Origin of the sequence: Microbacterium sp. NPDC058062 (assembly GCF_042885375.1) — a bacterium.
GTDB lineage: Bacteria > Actinomycetota > Actinomycetes > Actinomycetales > Microbacteriaceae > Microbacterium > Microbacterium trichothecenolyticum_C.
Genome location: NZ_JBHVSC010000001.1, coordinates 276,146 through 292,110 on the forward strand (window position 1 = coordinate 276,146; position 15,965 = coordinate 292,110).

Below are 15,965 nucleotides of genomic sequence, written 5' to 3' on the forward strand. Positions count from 1 at the left end.
GCTACTCGGCACGGAAGAGACGCATCGACGTGCCGGCGAGCGAGACGGTGTCTCCGGGTGCGAAGGTCTCCCCGCTCTCGGACGGCGTCTCGTCGGCGCTCGACCACAGCGACACGTATCGTGTCACGTCCTCCACGTCGGGAAGTGTGACGTCGATCGCCCGCTCCGTGCCGTGGATCATCAGCAGCACGCGGTTGAACCCCTCGAACTCGGGCGTCGACGCGGCGACGTACTGCAGCGTGCGGTGCGACGGATCCGTCCACCGCTCGCCCGACATGGTCTCGCCGTGCTCGTCGTACCACTCCATGACAGAGGCCGACGGCGTGCGTTCGCCGAGCCGCGCGAAGCGGCTCGGGCGCAGCGCGGGGTTGTCTCGACGCAGACGGAGCAGGTGGCGCACGTGCGCATACAGGTCCTGCTGCCACGGCGCGTGCTCCCACGACAGCCAGGTCAGGACCGAGTCGTGGCAGTACGCGTTGTTGTTGCCGCGCTGAGTGCGGGCGAACTCGTCGCCGGCGGTCAGCATCGGCACGCCGGCCGACAGCAACAGCGTGCCCATGAGGTTGCGCATCGCCTTGCGTCGCGTCGAGAGGATGCGCTCGTCGTCGGTCGGTCCCTCCGCGCCATGGTTGAAGGATCGATTGGTGTCGGCTCCGTCGCGGTTCTGCTCGCCGTTGCCGAGGTTGTGCTTGACGTCGTACGACACGAGGTCGCGCAGCGTGAAGCCGTCGTGGGCCGTCACGAAGTTGATGCCGGCGAGCGGACCGCGCGCGTCCGCGAAGGTGTTCGCGGAACCCGCGAGACGGTTCGCGAACCCGCCGATGCCGACCGGGGAGGTCGAGGCGCGGCGGGCATAGTCGACGTCGCTCAGCCAGAAGTTGCGGACGCGGTCGCGGTAGCGGTCGTTCCACTCGCTCCAGCCGTCGCCGAAGTTGCCGGTCTGCCAGCCGCCCATGCCCACGTCCCAGGGCTCGGCGATCATCTTGACGCCGGCGAGCGCAGGGTCGTCGAGGATGGCGCGCAGCAGCGGATGCTCCGGGGTGAACACGTGCCCCGCGTCGCGTCCGAGCGTCGCGGCGAGGTCGAACCGGAACCCGTCGATCTGCACGTCGTTCGCCCAGTAGCGCAGGGAGTCCAGCACCAGGCGGGCGGCAGCATCCGTCGACGTGTTCACCGAGTTGCCGCAGCCGGTGACGTCGATGTACGCGCCGTCCTCCTGCTGGCGGTAGTAGGCGCGGTTGTCGATGCCGCGCAGACTCGAGCGCGGACCGCCGATGCCCTCCTCGGCCGTGTGGTTGTAGACGACATCGAGGATCACCTCGAGCCCCGCCTCGTGCAGCAGCTTCACCATGCCCTTGAACTCGCGCAGGACCGCCTCGGGGCCCTGTCGACGCGCATCCTCGGTGGCGTACGCGGCGTGCGGGGTGAAGAAGTTCAGCGAGTTGTAACCCCAGTAGTTGGTGAGTCCGTGCTGGAGCAGCCGCGGTTCGGTCGTGAACGCGTGGATCGGCAGCAGCTCGATGCTCGTGACGCCGAGGTCGAGAAAATGCTGCACCATGGCCGGGTGGGCGAGGCCGGCGTACGTGCCGCGGAGGGCGCCCGGGACATCGGGATGCCGCTTCGACAGGCCCTTCAGATGGCCCTCGTACAGCACGGTGCGGTCCATCGGGATCGCCGGCTTGGCGACACCGCCCCAGTCGAACGATCCGTCGACGACCTCCGAGCGCCAGCCGTCGTAGCCGGTGCGGACCAGGCCGCGGGAGTACGGCTCGAGCAGGAGCGTGCCGCGATTGAAGGTGTTGCCCGGGGCCTGCGGCCCGTCGACGCGGATGGCGTATCGCGTGCCGGGGCGCAGGAGCGGCGTCTTGATCTCCCAGACGCCGCCGCCGATCGCGACGAGAGGCTCGGTCGCGGTGATCCAGTCGAGGTCGGTGTCGTCGAAGACGACGAGGTCGATCGCGTCCGCCGCGTCCGACCAGACGCGCAGGCGTGCGTGCCCGTCGAGCAGCACGACGCCCAGCCCATCGAGCTGGGGATCGAGCAGATCCTCGTCAGGGGGCGAGATCACGGAGACCGGGCTGATCATGCGGACTACCATAACCATGGTCCGAGTCGGCGGTGTTACGACACCGGGTCCCACCGGACACGGAACTCGGATGCAGCAGCCGCCGCATCCGATCGCGAGGGAGGCCGACCGGTCATGAGCGACGTGCGGATCTATCTGGATCACGCCGCGACCGCGCCGCTGCGACCGGAGGCGCGAGACGCGTGGGTCGACGCCGCGGCGACGGTGGGCAACGCCTCGTCCATCCACGGCGCGGGCCAGCACGCGCGACGTGTGCTGGAGGAGGCGCGCGAGCGCCTCGCCGCGGTGGTGGGGGCGGACCCGATCGAGATCGTCTTCACCTCGGGCGGCACCGAGGCCGTCAACCTCGCGGTCAAGGGCCTGTGGTGGGCGCGCCGACCCGAGTCCGACGCCGTGGTGCTGCCGGACGGCGAGCACCACGCCACCCTCGACGCGGTCGAGTGGCTCGAGGCGCAGGGCGCGAGCCTCCGGCACGTCGGCATCGACGACGCTGCTCGGATCCCCGTGGACGGGTTCGCCGCGGCGCTGTCCGACGCGGCTCTGGCCACCGCGCTCGTCGCGAACAACGAGGCCGGCACAGTGAACGATGGGGCCGCGCTTTCGGCCGCGGCCTCGGCGGCGGGCGTGCCGCTGCACCTCGACGCAGTGGCGGCCTTCGGTCACGTGCCGGTGTCGTTCCGCACCTGGCGGGGCGATGCGCGAGGTCGCGCCGGGCTCGCAGCAATGAGCGTGTCGGCGCACAAGATCGGCGGCCCCACAGGCGTCGGCGCGCTCGTCGTCGCGCGCGGCGCGGAGCTCACGGCGCTCCTGCACGGCGGTGGCCAGCAGCGACGACTCCGCGCCGGCACGCAGGACGTGCCCGGCGCCGTGGCCTTCGCGGTCGCCGCAGAACTCGCGGAGGCGGAACGGGTGGCGGAGGCGGAGCGACTCGCCGCCCTGCGGGAGCGGCTGGTGGGCAGCATCCGGAACCGCATCCCCGATGCCGAGCTGCTCGGAGACCCGATCGACCGTGTCCCGGGCAACGCGCACCTGCTCTTCCCGGGGGCGTCGGGTGAGACGCTGCTGTTCCTCCTCGACATGGCGGGTGTCGAGGTCTCCACCGGATCGGCGTGTCAGGCGGGAGTGCCCGAGCCGTCGCACGTCGTGCTCGCGATGGGACGGACCGATGCCGAGGCCCGCCAGGTGCTGCGGTTCACGCTGGGGCGGACCACCACCGACGCCGACGTCGACGCCGTGCTCGCGCTGCTGCCCGACCTCGTCGAGCGCGCGAGGGCGGCATCCGGGCCACGGTCAGGCAGAGGTTCGTAGACTGGACCCATGCGGATCCTTGCGGCCATGAGCGGTGGAGTGGACTCCGCCGTCGCGGCCGCCCGGGCCGTCGAGGCGGGACACGAGGTCGTCGGCGTGCACCTGGCGCTCTCACGGGCCGGCGGCACGCTGCGCACCGGCAGCCGCGGCTGCTGCACCATCGAGGACGCCATGGACGCGCGCCGGGCCGCCGACCGCCTCGGCATCCCGTTCTACGTGTGGGACTTCTCCGAGCGGTTCCGTGACGACGTCATCGACGACTTCGTGGCCGAATACCGCGCCGGTCGCACGCCGAACCCCTGCATGCGGTGCAACGAGAAGATCAAGTTCGCCGCGCTCCTGGAGCGTGCGATCGAGCTCGGCTTCGACGCGGTGTGCACAGGGCATTACGCCACGCTGGTCGAGGGTCCCGAGGGCCTCGAACTGCACCGCGCCTCGGATGCCGCGAAGGACCAGTCCTACGTGCTGGGCGTCCTGAATGCCGAGCAGCTCGCGCACACCTACTTCCCGCTGGGTGCGACACCGTCGAAGGCCCTCGTGCGCGCCGAGGCCGAGGAGCGCGGCCTGACCGTCGCGCACAAGCCCGACAGCCACGACATCTGCTTCATCCCCGACGGCGACACGCGCGGGTGGCTCGCCGAGAAGGTCGGCGCCGAGCGCGGTGACATCGTCGACCGGACCGGCGCGGTCGTGGGAGCGCACGACGGTGCGCATGCCTTCACCGTCGGCCAGCGCCGCGGCCTTCAGCTCGGCGTTCCGGCGCCCGACGGCAAGCCGCGCTTCGTGCTCGAGGTGCGGCCGGTGTCCAACACCGTCGTCGTAGGCCCGAAAGAGGCCCTCGCCACCGCCGAGATCGCGGGGGAGCGGTACTCCTGGGCCGGGCGTCCCCAGCCCGCGGGCGAGTTCGCCTGCCATGTGCAGATCCGCGCCCACGCGGACCCCGTGCCGGCGACCGCCACGCTCGCGGACGGCCTGCTGACGGTCGTTCCCGAGGAGCCGTTTGACGGCGTTGCTCCGGGCCAGACAGCCGTGCTGTACGACGGCACGCGCGTGATCGGGCAGTTCACGATCGATCGCACGGTCTCGGCCGTTCCGGTCGAGGCCTAGACCGGATCGGATGCTGCGCCGCCCGGTTCTGCGGGCGCCTCGGCGCCCTGGCGGTGTCCGACCCCGCTCCTAGACTGGTGCGGTGACGGATGACCTCGGTACGCCAGCCACCGCCCCGCTCGATGCGGCGGCCCCCCTCCCCGCCGACGCCGGTCTGGAGGCCTCGCGCGCCGAAGCGCAGGAACTGACGGACCGCATCATCGACGCCCGCGACGCGTACTACGGCCGCAACGCCGAACTCGTCGACGACGCGACCTACGACGGGTGGATGCACCGGCTCGAGGAGCTCGAGCGGCTGCACCCCGAACTCCAGGGCCAGGACTCACCGACCCAGACCGTCGGCGCGGCCGAGAGCTCGATGTTCGCCCCGGTCGAGCACGCAGAGCGCATGCTGAGCCTCGACAACGTGTTCAGCCTCGACGAGCTGCGGGACTGGTGCGTGAAGGCCGAGACGGCGGCCGGCCGCAAGGTGCGGTGGCTCACCGAGCTCAAGATCGACGGACTGGCGATCAGCCTGCGCTACGAGAAGGGCGTCCTGACGTCGGCGGCGACGCGCGGCGACGGCCGCACCGGTGAGGACGTCACGGTCAACGCGATCCGCGTGGCGGGGATCCCGCAGCGACTCGAGGGCAGCGGACACCCCGACCTCGTCGAGGTGCGCGGCGAGGTGTTCATCCCGGTCGCGGCCTTCGAGGCGCTCAACGCTCTGCAGGCCGACATGCGCGACCGCGCCGTCGAAGAGACGCGCGCCCGCGGACGCGCGCTCGACGAGGCCAAGGCGCGCCTGAGCGCGGAGCGGCGGTTCCCGTCGTTCGCCAACCCCCGCAATGCCGCCTCGGGCGGCCTCCGCCAGCAGCTCGACAAGAAGGACGGCCTGGAACGCGAGGCCGGGCAGGCCCGGCTCGATTCGCTCCGCCTCTTCGTCCACGGCATCGGGGCGTGGAGTCGCCCGCCGGTCGATTCCCAGAGCGAGACGTACGGCCTCCTCGCCGAGTGGGGACTTCCGGCCAGCCCGTACTTCCGCACGGCCGACGGCATCGACGGTGTGCTCGACTTCGTCGCACACTATGGCGAGCACCGCCATGACGTCGAGCACGAGATCGACGGCGTCGTCGTCAAGGTCGACGAGCTCGCGCTGCACGACGAGCTCGGCGCGACCAGCCGCGCGCCGCGGTGGGCGATCGCGTACAAGTACCCGCCCGAGCAGGTGAACACGAAGCTGCTCGACATCGTCGTCTCGGTCGGTCGTACGGGTCGCGCCACGCCGTTCGCCGTGATGGCTCCGGCGCGCGTCGCCGGGTCGGTGGTGCGTCAGGCGACGCTGCACAACCAGGACGTCGTGCGCGCGAAGGGTGTGCTGATCGGCGACACGGTCGTGCTGCGCAAGGCCGGCGATGTGATCCCCGAGATCCTCGGTCCCGTGGTCGAGCTCCGCGACGGCACCGAGCGCGAGTTCGTCATGCCCGCCGACTGCCCCGAGTGCGGCTTCCCGCTCGCGCCGGCGAAGGAGGGCGACATCGACTTGCGCTGCCCCAACACGCGGGCCTGCCCGGCCCAGGTGCGCGGCCGCGTCGAGCACATCGGGTCGCGCGGTGCGCTCGACATAGAAGCGCTGGGCGAGGTGACCGCGGCTGCCCTCACGCAGCCGTCGGTGCCCGAGGTGCCTCCCCTCGAGACCGAGGCGACGCTCTTCGAGCTCACGGTCGACCAGCTGGTGCCGATCGAGGTTGTCGTGCGGGATGCCGAGACCGGCGAGCCGCGCATCGACGAGAAGTCGGGCGAGATCGTGCGGCGGGCGCCGTTCCGACGCAACCCCACTCCCGCCGAGAAGAAAGCCGGCATCACCGACGCACAGCCGTCGGCGCAGGCCCTGACGCTGATCGATCAGCTGGAGCGCGCGAAGTCCAAGGAGCTGTGGCGTTTCCTGGTGGCTCTCAACATCCGCCATGTCGGGCCGGTGGCGGCGCGAGCGCTGGCGCAATGGTTCGGGTCGGTGGCGGCGATCCGTGAGGCATCCCGCGACGACCTCGCCGCGGTCGAGGGAGTGGGCGGGATCATCGCCGACTCACTCGGGGAGTGGTTCGAGGTGGACTGGCACCGCGACATCGTCGAGCGGTGGGCGGCGGCAGGCGCCCAGCTCGCCACGCCTGGCCACCCAGGGCCCGGCGCGGCCGTCAGCACCGGGGGAGTGCTCGACGGCCTCACCGTCGTCGCGACCGGCTCCCTCGAGGGCTACAGCCGTGAGGGGGCGCAGGAAGCCATCCTCAAGGCCGGCGGCAAGGCCGCGTCGAGCGTGTCGAAGAAGACGGACTTCGTCGCGGCCGGCCCGGGCGCCGGTTCGAAGCTCGCGAAAGCGGAGGAGCTCGGGATCCGCATCCTCGACGCGGCACAGTTCCACATCCTCGTGACGCAAGGACCCGAGGCGCTCGACGCCCTCGTCCCCGACGCGGGCTGACGCCGACTTCCCGACGATGGTGCGCCGGCGGTCCGCGGCTGGGATGATGACCGCATGGCGCAGTGGCTCTACCGGATCGTCCCGTCTCGACCCGAGATGGTCGCCGACGCGACTCCTGACGAGCAGCGCATCGTGGGCGAGCACTTCGCCTACCTGGTCGCGCTGCGCGACCGCGGTGTACTGGTCCTCGCCGGGCGGACGCAGGAGACCGAGGGCACCTTCGGCATCACGATCTTCGAAGCCGACGACGAAGCCACGGCGCGCGGCATCATGAAGGCCGACCCCGCGGTCGCGGCCGGCGTCTTCGTCGCGTCGCTGCATCCTTATCGGATCGCAGTCGCCCGCGACAGCCTCGAGGACTGAGTCGTCAGGCTCCCGTGTTCAGCGCGAACAGGCGGTCGCGCACCTGGCGGCGCAGCACCTTGCCGATCAGGGACTTGGGCAGCTCGTCGACCACGTAGATGCGTCGCGGCACCTTGTAGGGCGTGAGGATGCCCCGCGCGAAGTCGCGCACGGCTTCGACGTCGATCTCCTGGCCCGGGGCGACCACGATCGCGGCGACGACCTCCTCGCCGGAGTGCTCGCTCGGGAGTCCGACGACGGCCGCGTCCTCGACCTGGGGGTACTGGCGAAGCGCGTTCTCGACCTCGGTGGGCGCGACGTTGAAGCCGCCCGTGATGATCAGCTCCTTGATCCGGTCGACGATGCGCACGAACCCGGCGTCGTCGATCGTGACGATGTCGCCGGTGCGGAACCAGCCCTCGGTGAACACCGCCTCGGTCTCTTCGGGCTTGCCGTAGTAGCCGCTGAACACCTGCGGGCCGCGCACGACCAGCTCACCCCGTTCGCCGGCGGGCACGTCCTGGGTCGGGTCGTCCGGGTCGACGACGCGGCACTCGGTGCCCGGCAGCGGAAGACCGACCGTCCCCGGGACCCGGTTGTCGGCGACGGGATTCGCCATCAGCACCGGCGAGCACTCGCTGAGCCCGTAGCCCTCGACGAGGAACCCGCCGGACGCCGCCTCGAAGGGCACCACGAGCTCGTGCGGGAGCGCCATGGCGCCCGAGATCGCGACCTCGGTGCCCGCGAGCGACACACCCTTCTCACGCGCGGCCTTGAGGAGGCGATCGGCGATCGGCGGGACGAGCGGGAGGAAGGTGGCGGGATGCTTCTTCGTGACGTCGAGGACCATATCGGGGTCGAAGCGGGGGAAGAGGACCAGGCGCGCGCCCATCGACATCGCGAAGGTCAGGCACAGGGTGAGTCCGTAGGCGTGGAACATCGGCAGCACGGCGTAGACGACGCACCCGTCTCCGCGGACGATCGAGGGCACCCACGCGCGCGCCTGCGCCGCGTTCGAGAGCAGGTTGCGATGCGTGAGCGAGGCGCCCTTCGGAGTGCCGGTGGTTCCGCTCGTGTACTGGATGAGCGCGAGGTCGTCGGTGCCGGGGAGCGGATGGGATGCCGGGAGCGCCGGCGACCCGACGACCTTCTCCCATGTCACCGTCCCCGAGACCCGCTCGGTCAGCGCCTCGCGCGCCTCGCGGGCCTTGGCGATGGGGAGCTTGAGGGCGAGGCGGGTGCCGAACGGCATCGCCTTGATCACGTCGACCGAGATGAGGTTCGTCACGGCGAGATCGGCGGGGAAGTCCTGCACGGTCGCGACGACCTTGGTCCAGACGATCGCGTGCTTCGCGCCGTGGTCCTCGAACTGCTTGCGGAGCTCCCGCGGCGTGTAGAGCGGGTTGTGCTCGATCACGACCGCGCCCAGGCGCAGGATCGCGTAGAACGCGACGATGTGCTGCGGGCAGTTCGGCAGCACGATCGCAACCGGGTCGCCGGCCTTCACTCCGAGGTCACGGAGTCCGGTGGCCGCGCGCTCGATCTGCTCGTGCAGCGAGCGGTAGGACGTCTCGCGTCCGAAGAACTGCAGGGCCGCAGCATCCGGGTAATCGCGTGCCGACGCATCGACGATGTCGACGAGCGAGCCGGTCACGGGGGCGAGGTCCTCCGGAACCCCTTCGGCATAGCTGGCGATCCAGGGGCGCGGCGGGTCGTAGGTCGTCACGGGCACAGCCTACGCCGGGGACGCCCGGGGCCATGGGTGCGGCCCCGGTAGTCTTAGGTGGTGTCTGAAATCACCCCCGATCTCGTGCGCCATCTCGGTGTGCTCGCCCGGATCCAGCTGAGCGACGGAGAGGTCGAGCGCCTCACCGGCCAGCTCGACGCCATCGTCGACAACATCGCCAAGGTCTCCGAGGTCGCCACCCCCGACGTCCCCGCCACCAGTCACCCGATCCCTCTCGAGAACATCTTCCGTTCGGATGTGCCCGGCGATCTGCTGACACCCGCGCAGGTGCTGCAGAACGCACCGGATTCCGCGGACGGCCGATTCCGCGTGACCGCGATCCTCGGCGAAGAGCAGTAAGGGGCCCCGACGTGACCGATCTCACGAAGCTGAGCGCCGCCGCGCTCGCAGACAAGCTCTCCGCCGGCGACGTGTCGAGCGTGGAGGCCACGCAGGCCCACCTCGACCGCATCGCCGCCGTCGATGCCGATGTGCACGCCTTCCTCCACGTCAGCGAGCACGCGCTGGACGTGGCCGCCGACATCGACCGCCGGCGCGCAGCCGGTGACGACCTCGGCCCGCTCGCGGGCGTTCCCCTCGCCATCAAGGACGTGCTGGTCACGACGGACATGCCGTCGACCAGCGGCTCGAAGATCCTCGAGGGCTACATGTCGCCGTACGACGCGACCGTCGTCGCGCGCTCGCGCGCCGCGGGTCTCGTCCCGCTCGGCAAGACGAACATGGACGAGTTCGCGATGGGCTCGTCGACCGAGCACTCGGCGTACGGTCCGACGCGCAACCCCTGGGATCTCTCCCGTATCCCCGGCGGCTCGGGCGGTGGCTCTGCCGCCGCGGTCGCGGCTTTCGAAGCCCCGCTCGCCCTCGGCTCCGACACCGGCGGATCCATCCGCCAGCCCGCGCACGTCACCGGCACCGTGGGCATCAAGCCGACCTACGGCGGCGTCAGCCGCTACGGCGCGATCGCGCTGGCCTCGAGCCTCGACCAGGTCGGTCCCGTCACGCGCACGGTGCTCGACGCCGGACTCCTCCACGACGTGATCGGCGGGCACGACCCGCACGACTCCACGTCGCTCGCCCACGAGTGGCCGTCGTTCGCCGCCGCCGCGCGAGAAGGCGCGACCGGCCAGGTGCTCAAGGGCCTCAAGGTCGGCGTGATCCGCGAGCTGCCCGACAGCGGCTTCCAGGCCGGCGTGTCGGAGTCCTTCCGCGCGGCTCTCGCCGCGATGGAGGCCCAGGGCGCCGAGATCGTCGAGATCAGCGCGCCGCACTTCGAGTACGGCGTCGCCGCGTATTACCTGATCCTCCCGGCCGAGGCATCCAGCAATCTGGCGAAGTTCGACTCGGTCCGCTTCGGCCTTCGCGTCGACGTGCCCGGCGGCACCGTCGAAGACGTCATGGCCAAGACCCGCGACGTCGGCTTCGGCGACGAGGTGAAGCGCCGCATCATCCTCGGCACCTACGCCCTGTCGGCGGGCTACTACGACGCCTACTACGGCTCGGCCCAGAAGGTGCGCACGCTCATCCAGCAGGACTTCGCGGACGCGTTCTCGAAGGTGGATGTCATCGCGACGCCGTCGGCTCCGACCACGGCGTTCAAGCTGGGCGAGAAGATCGACGACCCGCTCCAGATGTACCTCAACGACGTGACGACCATCCCGGCGAACCTCGCGGGCGTGCCCGGCATCTCGATCCCGTCGGGCCTCGCGTCCGAGGACGGCCTGCCGGTCGGCATCCAGTTCCTCGCCCCGGCCCACGAGGACGCTCGCCTGTACCGCGTCGGTGCGGCGCTGGAGTCCCTGCTCGTCGACTCGTGGGGCGGCCCGCTCCTCGACAGGGCGCCGGCGCTCGGCGCGAACGGAGGTGCCCGCTGATGGCGAAGGACAAGCTGATGGACTTCGACAAGGCGCTCGAGCTCTACGAGCCGGTGCTCGGGTTCGAGGTGCACGTCGAGCTCAACACCGAGACCAAGATGTTCTCGGCGGCGGCCAACCCGGCGAACGACGCGAACCACGGCGCAGAGCCGAACACCCTCGTCGCTCCGGTCGACATGGGACTGCCGGGCGCGCTCCCCGTCGTCAACGAGACCGCGGTGCGGTACTCGATCAGCCTGGGCCTTGCCCTCGGCTGCTCGATCGCGCCGTCGAGCCGGTTCGCGCGGAAGAACTACTTCTACCCCGACCTGGGCAAGAACTACCAGATCTCGCAGTACGACGAGCCCATCGCCTTCGAGGGCTCGGTCGACATCGAGCTCGCCGACGGCGAGATCGTCACGGTGCCGATCGAGCGCGCGCACATGGAAGAGGATGCCGGCAAGCTCACGCACGTCGGCGGCTCGACCGGTCGCATCCAGGGCGCCGAGTACTCGCTCGTCGACTACAACCGCGCCGGCGTCCCGCTCGTCGAGATCGTCACGAAGCCGATCTTCGGAGCCGAGCACCGCGCGCCCGAGATCGCGAAGGCGTACGTCGCGACGATCCGCGACATCGTGATCGGACTGGGCATCTCGGAGGCGCGCATGGAGCGCGGCAACCTCCGCTGCGACGCCAACGTCTCGCTGCGTCCGCGCGGCCAGGAGAAGCTCGGCACGCGCACCGAGACGAAGAACGTCAACTCGATGCGCTCGGTCGAGCGTGCCGTGCGGTACGAGATCCAGCGTCAGGCCGCCATCCTCGCCGCTGGCGGGACGATCACTCAGGAGACGCGCCACTGGCACGAGGACACCGGCACCACGTCGCCCGGTCGTCCGAAGTCCGACGCGGACGACTACCGCTACTTCCCCGAGCCCGACCTGCTGCCGGTGGCTCCGTCCATCGAGCTGATCGAGCAGCTGCGCGCGGCCCTGCCCGAGCCGCCCGCAGCCCGCCGCCGCCGTCTCAAGGCGGACTGGGGCTTCGCCGACATCGACTTCCAGGGTGTCGTGAACGCCGGTCTGCTCGCCGAGGTCGAGGCGACGATCGCCGCGGGCACGTCGCCGGCAGCGGCGCGCAAGTGGTGGACGGGTGAGCTGCTGCGCATCGCGAACGCCGAGGGGCGCGAACCCGCGGAGCTCGCCACCCCCGCGGACGTGGCTGCACTGCAGGCGCTGGTCGACGCGGGAACGCTCACCGACAAGCTCGCGCGCCAGGTGCTCGAGGGCATGATCGCCGGTGAGGGCACGCCGCAGGAGATCGTCGACGCCCGCGGCCTCGCAGTGGTCTCGGACGACGGCGCGCTCATCGCGGCGATCGACGAGGCGCTGGCCGCTCAGCCCGACGTGCTCGAGAAGATCCGCGACGGCAAGGTGCAGGCCGCGGGCGCCGTCATCGGCGCGGTCATGAAGGCGATGAAGGGCCAGGCGGACGCCGCACGCGTGCGCGAGCTGGTGCTCGAGCGCGCCGGCTCGACGGGCGCGTAACGGCTGAGGGCGCGTGAGCGCCCGTGCTGCTTCGAGAGGGCGGATCCCGGCTGGGATCCGCCCTCCTTCTTCGATGTCCGGGGTTGGTGGAAGGATCGACGCATGGGGCGTGGCGACGGGACCGGCCGTGTCGTCTCACCAGACGGTGCCGATGACAGTGGCGCCGGCATTCTGCACGTCGACATGGACGCGTTCTACGCGTCGGTCGAGCAGCTGGACGATCCGTCGCTGCGCGGCAAGGCGATCATCATCGGCGCGCCCGACGGCCGCTCGGTCGTATCCAGCGCGTCGTACGAGGCCCGGCGCTACGGCGTGCGTTCGGCCATGCCGGTCGGCCAGGCGCTCCGGCTGTGCCCGCACGCGGTCGTCGTCCCCCCGCATTTCGACCGGTACCTCGAGACGTCGGCGCAGGTCATGCGCATCTTCCGCGATGTCACCCCGCTGGTCGAGCCGCTGTCGATCGACGAGGCGTTCCTCGACGTGCGGGGCGCGCGCCGGCTGTGGGGGAGTCCCGGAGAGATCGCACGGATGCTGCGCCGCCGCGTCCTCGACGAGACCGGCCTCACATGCAGCGTGGGCGTCGCGTCGACCAAGCACGTCGCGAAGATGGCCTCGACGATGAGCAAACCCGACGGGCTGCTCATCGTCGCGGAGGCAGACACGGCCGCGTTCCTCGCGCCGCGGTCGGTGCGCGCGCTGTGGGGCGTCGGCCCCAAGACGTCCGAAGCGCTCGAGGCACGCGGCATCCGTACCATCGCCGACGTGCTCGACACGCCCCGCGAGCTGCTGGACCGTGCTCTCGGGGTCGCGATGGGGGATCGGATCTGGCATCTGGCGCGGGGGATCGACGCGCGCGAGGTCGACACGAGCCGCGTCGAGAAGAGCGTGGGGCACGAAGAGACCTTCCATGAGGACATCGGCGACACCGCCATCCTGCGCTCCGAATTGCGGCGCCTCGCCGATCGTGTGGGTGCCCGACTGCGCAGCAGCGGGTGGGAGGCGTCGACCGTCGCGATCAAGGTGCGCTACGCGGACTTCACGACGATCTCCCGCTCGCAGACGCTCACCGAGCCCACGGCCGTGGGGCAGCGCATCGGCGATGCCGCCCACGAGCTCTTCGCGTCGGTGGATCGAGCGCTGCCCGTGCGGCTCATCGGCGTACGCGCGGAGAAGCTGCTCCCGGCGGGCGCGGCGATGCCGACGCTGTGGGACGACGACGAGGGATGGCGCCGCATCGAGGACGCGCTCGACGGTGCCACCGCGAAATTCGGCCGGGGCGCGGTCACCCGCGCCACACTGCTCGGTACGCGCGGCGGAGGCACCCTGCCGTCCAGCCCGCCCCCGCCCCGGCTCGACCAAGCGTGACGCGCGCGGTCGAGGCTGGACAGGGACGCCCGAGTTGGCCTGCGCGCTGTGCGCGCGGCGCGGCGGCGGGTACGTTGGACCCATGCCCAACATCGCACTCGAACTCGGCAAGCAGTCCGCGTCCTTCGGCGTGAAGAGCGCATACGGCGATCAGCAGGACGTCGACGGCGTCCGCATCATCCCGGTGGCGCTGACGTGGTCCGGCTTCGGCGGCGGATCCGACGAGGCGGGGAACGGCGGTGGCGGCGGAGGCGGCTGGGCCATCCCGGTCGGCGCATACATCCGTCGGGGCGATGACCTCCGGTTCGAGCCGAACATCATCGCGCTCCTGACGGTCGCGGTTCCGTTCGTCTTCTTCGCCGGTCGCGCGCTCAGCCGTGTCATCCGCACCCTCAAGAAGTAACCCGGACGCGGTCGGCAATTCGCTCGGGATCGCGGTCGATCGGATCATCGCGGCAGTCGCAGAGGTCGCCGCATCCAATCCCGTGGTCCTCATCGACGGACGAAGCGGTGCGGGAAAGACATCGCTGGCACGGACGCTCGTGGCGAGATGGCCGCTGCGCGGCCGCGTTCAACTCGTGGCGCTCGACTCGATCTACCCTGGCTGGGACGGCCTCGACGACGGCGTCGAGCTCGCGAGGGAACTGATACTGACGCCGCACGCCAAGGGACTCGTGGGGGTGTGGCAACGGTGGGACTGGACTGTCGGTGAACCTGCGGAGGCGCATGCCGTCGATCCGTCTCTGCCGCTCATCGTCGAAGGCTCCGGCGCACTCACCCCGGCGACCGCTCGGCTCGCGGACGTGCGGGTGTGGCTCGAGTCGCCGGCGGCGTCGCGCAAGGAGCGCGCCCTGGCCCGCGACGGCGCGACGTACCGTCCTCATTGGGATCGGTGGGCACGGCAGGAACAGCAGCACGTGACCCGCGACGATCCGATGAGCCTCGCGTCCCTCGTGTTCCCCGTGCCGTGAGTGCGGATCAGTCCCCGCTGTCGAGAGCCGCGACGAGACCGTCGAGCCGGTACCCGATCCAGTCGTAGACGCCGAACCGCGGATCGTCGTGTTCGTGATCGTCCTCGTCGACGACGCCCAACCGGGTGGCGAGCACCAGGCGGACGGCGGCGAGGGTGCGCAACCAGGCCTGAGCCGTCTCGGGGGCGAGCCTGATCTCCACCTGCTCCAGCAGTGCCGGGTCGTTCGGGTCCTCCGGGATCTCGGCCGCGTCCTGGAGGGATGCGAGCACGAGACCTGCGTCGGAGGCACGCCGATCGAGCAGGTCGGACTGCGTGAGCGCCCGGAACTCCCGCGCCGCGTCCTCGTCGTCCGAGTAGGCCGACGGCACCAGCCGGGCGATGGCGGGGTCGCCGTCGTCGGGCGCGGATTCGCGCAGCAGTTCGGCGAACTGGCCGACCAGGCCCGCGAGATGGGCGGCCTCGAGGCGGGCGACCTCGAGCACGACGACCCGGTCGCTCATCGGGGCTCCTGTCTCACGGTGGCCCACAGGCCGTAGTCGTGCATCGCCTGCGCGTGCATCTCCATCTGCTCGCGGGGGCCGCGCGAGACAACCGCGTGCCCCTCGTTGTGAACCGCGAGCATGAGGCGCTCCGCGTCCGGGCGGGCGAGGCCGAAATACTCGCGGAACACGTGCGTGACGTAGCTCATGAGGTTGATCGGATCGTCCCAGACGACGGTCTGCCAGGGGCGTGCGGGATCGACGAGCTCGGAGAGGTCGATGTCTTCGTCGACCGACGGTGTGGCGAGCGCGGCCATCATGCCCACCCCAGCTCGTGAAGGCGGTCGTCATCGATTCCGTAGAAGTGCGCGATCTCGTGCACGAGCGTCGTGTGGACCTCATCGCGCAGCTCGTCCTCGTCGTCGCAGACCGCCAGATGGGGTTCGCGGTACACGATGATGCGATCCGGCAGCTCGCCGATGCCGTAGCGCTCCCGCTCGGTCAGCGCCCAGCCGTCGTACAACCCCAGCAGGTCGAGGCTGCCGTCCTCGGGCCGGTCCTCGACGACGAACACGACGTTGTCGAGGCCCTCGACCATGTCGTCGGGGAGCGCATCCAGCTCGTCGATCACGAGCGTCTCGAAGGTGGCGGCATCCATCTCCATCATGATGCCCCGCTTCTACGCGAATGGGGCGCGTGAGACGCGCCC

The 15,965-nt window shown here is 70.8% G+C and carries 15 protein-coding genes; 10 read left to right on the forward strand and 5 right to left on the reverse strand.

Annotation, left to right across the window (positions count from 1 at the left end):
- Window position 1: 1 nt before the first annotated feature.
- Entirely contained in the window at window positions 2-2,086 is a 2,085-nt protein-coding gene (glgX, locus tag ACFVSU_RS01275) for a glycogen debranching protein GlgX (protein WP_387136952.1), read from the reverse strand.
- Between the two features lie 123 nt (window positions 2,087-2,209).
- Here glgX and ACFVSU_RS01280 point away from each other — a divergent pair, with 123 nt between their 5' ends.
- The 4 genes from ACFVSU_RS01280 to ACFVSU_RS01295 all read left to right on the forward strand — a co-directional run bounded on the left by ACFVSU_RS01280 (window position 2,210) and on the right by ACFVSU_RS01295 (window position 7,319).
- A complete protein-coding gene (locus ACFVSU_RS01280) occupies window positions 2,210-3,394 on the forward strand; it encodes a cysteine desulfurase family protein (protein WP_387138657.1) in 1,185 nt (394 codons plus the stop codon).
- A 9-nt stretch (window positions 3,395-3,403) separates the two neighbouring features.
- A complete protein-coding gene (gene mnmA / locus ACFVSU_RS01285; protein ID WP_387136954.1) occupies window positions 3,404-4,501 on the forward strand; it encodes a tRNA 2-thiouridine(34) synthase MnmA in 1,098 nt (365 codons plus the stop codon).
- Between the two features lie 268 nt (window positions 4,502-4,769).
- On the forward strand, window positions 4,770-6,956 hold the full coding sequence (gene ligA / locus ACFVSU_RS01290) for an NAD-dependent DNA ligase LigA (RefSeq protein WP_387138660.1): 2,187 nt from the start codon (window positions 4,770-4,772) through the stop codon (window positions 6,954-6,956).
- Between the two features lie 54 nt (window positions 6,957-7,010).
- On the forward strand, window positions 7,011-7,319 hold the full coding sequence (locus ACFVSU_RS01295) for a YciI family protein (RefSeq protein WP_387136957.1): 309 nt from the start codon (window positions 7,011-7,013) through the stop codon (window positions 7,317-7,319).
- A 4-nt stretch (window positions 7,320-7,323) separates the two neighbouring features.
- On the opposite strand, the gene ACFVSU_RS01300 is transcribed toward ACFVSU_RS01295, so the two are convergent.
- Window positions 7,324-9,024 carry a long-chain-fatty-acid--CoA ligase gene (locus ACFVSU_RS01300; protein WP_387136960.1) on the reverse strand — a complete coding sequence of 567 codons (1,701 nt, stop codon included), beginning with the start codon at window positions 9,022-9,024 and terminating at the stop codon, window positions 7,324-7,326.
- 60 nt (window positions 9,025-9,084) lie between these two features.
- Between ACFVSU_RS01300 and gatC the strand changes: the two genes are divergently transcribed.
- The 6 genes from gatC (at window position 9,085) to ACFVSU_RS01330 (ending at window position 14,775) form a co-directional block, all read left to right on the forward strand.
- Window positions 9,085-9,384, forward strand: coding sequence for an Asp-tRNA(Asn)/Glu-tRNA(Gln) amidotransferase subunit GatC (gene gatC / locus ACFVSU_RS01305; protein ID WP_387136962.1), 300 nt, complete (start codon window positions 9,085-9,087; stop codon window positions 9,382-9,384).
- 11 nt (window positions 9,385-9,395) lie between these two features.
- Window positions 9,396-10,916, forward strand: coding sequence for an Asp-tRNA(Asn)/Glu-tRNA(Gln) amidotransferase subunit GatA (gene gatA / locus ACFVSU_RS01310; RefSeq protein ID WP_387136965.1), 1,521 nt, complete (start codon window positions 9,396-9,398; stop codon window positions 10,914-10,916).
- The gene (gene gatB, locus ACFVSU_RS01315) at window positions 10,916-12,439 is read left to right on the forward strand and encodes an Asp-tRNA(Asn)/Glu-tRNA(Gln) amidotransferase subunit GatB (protein ID WP_387136968.1); all 1,524 of its coding nucleotides are present in this window, start codon (window positions 10,916-10,918) and stop codon (window positions 12,437-12,439) included. Before gatA ends, gatB begins: the two co-directional genes overlap by 1 nt.
- 102 nt (window positions 12,440-12,541) lie before the next feature.
- On the forward strand, window positions 12,542-13,804 hold the full coding sequence (locus ACFVSU_RS01320; RefSeq protein ID WP_387136971.1) for a DNA polymerase IV: 1,263 nt from the start codon (window positions 12,542-12,544) through the stop codon (window positions 13,802-13,804).
- 82 nt (window positions 13,805-13,886) lie between these two features.
- Complete coding sequence (locus ACFVSU_RS01325) at window positions 13,887-14,207, forward strand: hypothetical protein (RefSeq protein ID WP_310291154.1); 321 nt, start codon at window positions 13,887-13,889, stop codon at window positions 14,205-14,207.
- Window positions 14,182-14,775, forward strand: a complete 594-nt coding sequence (locus ACFVSU_RS01330) for a hypothetical protein (protein WP_387136974.1) — start codon at window positions 14,182-14,184, stop codon at window positions 14,773-14,775. The genes ACFVSU_RS01325 and ACFVSU_RS01330 overlap by 26 nt, the downstream gene beginning before the upstream one ends.
- A 7-nt stretch (window positions 14,776-14,782) precedes the next feature.
- Here the strand turns inward: ACFVSU_RS01330 and ACFVSU_RS01335 are convergent, their stop codons facing one another.
- Genes ACFVSU_RS01335 through ACFVSU_RS01345 form a run of 3 tightly spaced genes read right to left on the reverse strand, consistent with a single transcriptional unit; the run spans window position 14,783 to window position 15,920 of the window.
- Entirely contained in the window at window positions 14,783-15,277 is a 495-nt protein-coding gene (locus ACFVSU_RS01335) for a DUF2017 family protein (RefSeq protein ID WP_387136977.1), read from the reverse strand.
- The gene (gene clpS, locus ACFVSU_RS01340) at window positions 15,274-15,573 is read right to left on the reverse strand and encodes an ATP-dependent Clp protease adapter ClpS (protein ID WP_387136980.1); all 300 of its coding nucleotides are present in this window, start codon (window positions 15,571-15,573) and stop codon (window positions 15,274-15,276) included. Before clpS ends, ACFVSU_RS01335 begins: the two co-directional genes overlap by 4 nt.
- A complete protein-coding gene (locus ACFVSU_RS01345; protein WP_082496959.1) occupies window positions 15,573-15,920 on the reverse strand; it encodes a metallopeptidase family protein in 348 nt (115 codons plus the stop codon). The genes clpS and ACFVSU_RS01345 overlap by 1 nt, the downstream gene beginning before the upstream one ends.
- Window positions 15,921-15,965: the final 45 nt, after the last annotated feature.